The organism is Streptomyces sp. NPDC054863 (assembly GCF_053610825.1).
In genome coordinates, this window is the sequence record NZ_JBSGZD010000496.1 from 1 (window position 1) to 3002 (window position 3002).

Consider the following 3002-nt stretch of genomic DNA (forward strand, 5'->3'; position numbering starts at 1 on the left):
CCGAAGCGGGAGCGGGCACCGCCGGGCCGTGCGAGCCGACCTGCCACTCCTGGCGCGGCGCACTGCGTGGCGTCGGCGTCGCGGGACTGGTGATCTCCTGCGGCGGACGGGGGGCGAACGACACCGGAAGCTCGATCAGATGACGGGACATCAGAGCGCTGCGCCAGCGCAACTCGCTCTCCTCGACGGCGAGTTGAATGTCCGGCAGACGCATCAGCAGCGCGTCGACCCCGGTGTCGGCGATGGCGCGCCCGATGTCCTGGCCGGGGCACTCGTGCGGCCCGCCGCTGAACGCGAGGTGGGCGCGGTTGCCCTGCATCGAGGCCGACGGGTCGGGGCGTACCACCGGGTCCACGTTGGCGGCGGCCATGCCGATGATCAGGGCGTCGCCCGCCTTGATCTTCTGGCCGCCGAGCTCGGAGTCCCCGGCGGCCCACCGGCCGAGGATGGTGGTGAACGGCGGCTCGTCCCACAGCGTCTGCTCGACCGCCTCCGGCAGCGTCATGTGCCCGCCGCTGAGCTGGGCGCGGAACCGCGGATCGGTGAGGACCATGCGCAGCACATTGGCGATCAGGTTGGCCGTCGTCTCGTAGGCGGCGATCAGCACCAGCCGCAGGTGCTGCGCGGCCTCGTCGTCGGAGAGCCCGGCCGGGTGGTGCACGAGCCAGGACGAGAAGTCCTCCTCGGGCTCGGCCCGGCGCCGCACCACGAGGCGGGTCAGCGCCGCCATCACGTACTCGTTGCTGGCGATCGCGGTCTCGGTGCCCTTGATCATGTCGCGGGCGGCCTGCACCAGGCGCTCGTCGTACTCCTCGGGCATGCCGAGGATCTGGCACATCACCATCATCGGGAGGTGCTCGGCGAACCTGCTGACCAGGTCGGCGCGGCCTGCCTGGCAGAAGTCGTTGACCAGCCGGTTACTGAACCGGTTGATGAAGCGGCGCACGCCCCGGTGGTCGATGCGGGCGATGGAGTCGGTGACCGCGCCGCGCTGCCGCTCGTGCTCGGCGCCGTCCGCGAAGACGCACACCGGCTGGTACGCGAAGATCGGCGCGAGGGGGTTGGTCATGGTGACCGTGCCGTCCTGCAACAGCCGCCAGCGCCGCGAGTCCCGGGAGTACAGCGACGGCGTGCGCGTCATGTGCAGGTTCTCGCTGTGGCCGAGCACCAGCCAGGCGGGGACGTCCCCGTTGATCAGCACGGGGGCGACGGGACCGTGTTCGGCACGCAGCTTCTCGTACAGACCCATCGGGTCCTTCTCGTGCGCGGGCCCGTACAGCCGGCGCAGTCCGCCGGGGCCCGTCTCGCCGATCTCGGCGCTCTCCCGGGCCCCGAAGCCGGCGCCCACGGCGTGGGCGGGGCATTCGGGGGGCGGGGCGGGGGAGGGGTCGAAGGGGGAAGTCACGGCAACTCCTGGAGGGAAAGGGGAAGTCGGGGGTGTGGGACGGCTCAGGACCGCTGGAGGGCGAGCGAGTGCAGATAGTGCATGAGTGTCATCAGCACGTCGCGGCTGGACGCCCGCAGCCGGGCGTCGCAGTGCACCATCGGCACCTCGTCGGGCAGGTCCAGCGCGTGCCGCAGGGCCTCCATCGGGTGGGTCGGGGCGTCCGGGAAGGTGTTCACGGCGACCACGAAGGGCACCCCGCGCTCCTCCAGGCGCCCGATCACGTCGAAGCTGACCTCCAGCCGGCGGGTGTCCACGAGGACGACCGCGCCGAGTGCACCCTCGAACAGGCCGTTCCACAGGAACCAGAAGCGCTCCTGGCCCGGCGTGCCGAACAGGTAGAGGATCAGCTGCTCGCTGATGCTGATCCGGCCGAAGTCCATGGCGACGGTCGTGGCGGTCTTGCCTTCGATCCGCGAGTTGTCGTCCACGCCGATGCTGGCCTGGGTCATGGTCTCTTCGGTGGTCAGCGGGCGGATCTCGGAGACCGAGCCGACCATGGTGGTCTTCCCGACGCCGAAGCCGCCGACGATCACCACCTTGACCGCGGCGGTGGCCGTGCTCGGGAGTACGTCCTCGGTCCGGGGGCCCGTGATGGTGGCGGACCCGTTGAAGTCAGAGCCGTTGAAGTCCATGCATCACCGCTTCGAGAAGGGACCGGTCGGGGAGGACGGCGCGGACGATGGGCGCGCGCGATTCGACCAGCTCGGTGGCGAGCAGGTCGGTCAGCAGCGAGGTGACCACGCTGAACGGGAGGCGCAGGTACGCGGAGATCTCCGCCACCGACAGCGGCGCCCGGCACAGTCGCAGAATCGCGGCCTGCTCGGGCTGCACCGTGGGGGACGGGATGGAACAGGCGACGACCATGGTGACCAGGTCGAGCGCGGCTCGTTCCCCGCCGTCGGGGCCGCCGGTGATCACGTACAGCCGTTCCGGATCCCGCTTCGCCGACTCGCTGTCGGGGGAGGGAGCGGGCAGCTTCTCCCGGCGTTCGCGGCGGGGGTGTTTCATCCGCTGTGCCCCTCGTGACGGGGCGGGCTGGTCAGGTGGGCTCCGATCCGTACGACCAGGTCGCGCATCCGGGCACCCACCAGGCCCGCGTCCACCGTCTCGTCGGCGAGCACCGCGAGGTACGCGCCCGCGCCCGCCGCCATCAGGTAGAAGAACCCGCCGTCGACCTCGATGACGACCAGTCGCATCCGCCCGTCGCTGTCCGGGATTTCGGCGGCGACCGCCGAGGCCAGGCTCTGCAGTCCGGCGCAGGCCGCCGCCAGCCGGTCGGCGACGTCGGGGTCGCCGCCGTGCCGGGCGATCCGCAGGCCGTCCGCCGAGAGGACCACGATCTGGTAGATCTGCGGCACTCCGGTGGCCAGGTCCTTGAGAATCCAGTCCAAATTGGCCCGCTGCTGGATCACTTCAGTTCTCCTTTGTCCCACATGTCGTCGCCTGTGTGGCCGGCCTGTCGCGAGGGCGGGCCGTCCGCCTCGGCCGGCGGATCCAGCGGCACTCCGTTGGCCGCCTTGGTGAATGCTTCGAGCCAGATGCCCGGCTCGGGTTC

4 protein-coding genes are annotated in these 3002 nt (G+C 71.0%); all 4 read right to left on the reverse strand.

Going from position 1 to position 3002, the window contains the following annotated elements:
• A partial coding sequence (locus ACWGIG_RS38180; protein WP_453326323.1) for a cytochrome P450 occupies nucleotides 1-1405 on the reverse strand: 1405 nt, incomplete at its 3' end.
• 44 nt (nucleotides 1406-1449) lie between these two features.
• On the reverse strand, nucleotides 1450-2079 hold the full coding sequence (locus ACWGIG_RS38185) for a GTP-binding protein (RefSeq protein WP_453326324.1): 630 nt from the start codon (nucleotides 2077-2079) through the stop codon (nucleotides 1450-1452).
• Nucleotides 2060-2455, reverse strand: coding sequence for a DUF742 domain-containing protein (locus tag ACWGIG_RS38190; RefSeq protein ID WP_453326325.1), 396 nt, complete (start codon nucleotides 2453-2455; stop codon nucleotides 2060-2062). The genes ACWGIG_RS38185 and ACWGIG_RS38190 overlap by 20 nt, the downstream gene beginning before the upstream one ends.
• Complete coding sequence (locus ACWGIG_RS38195; protein WP_453326326.1) at nucleotides 2452-2859, reverse strand: roadblock/LC7 domain-containing protein; 408 nt, start codon at nucleotides 2857-2859, stop codon at nucleotides 2452-2454. Before ACWGIG_RS38195 ends, ACWGIG_RS38190 begins: the two co-directional genes overlap by 4 nt.
• Nucleotides 2860-3002: the final 143 nt, after the last annotated feature.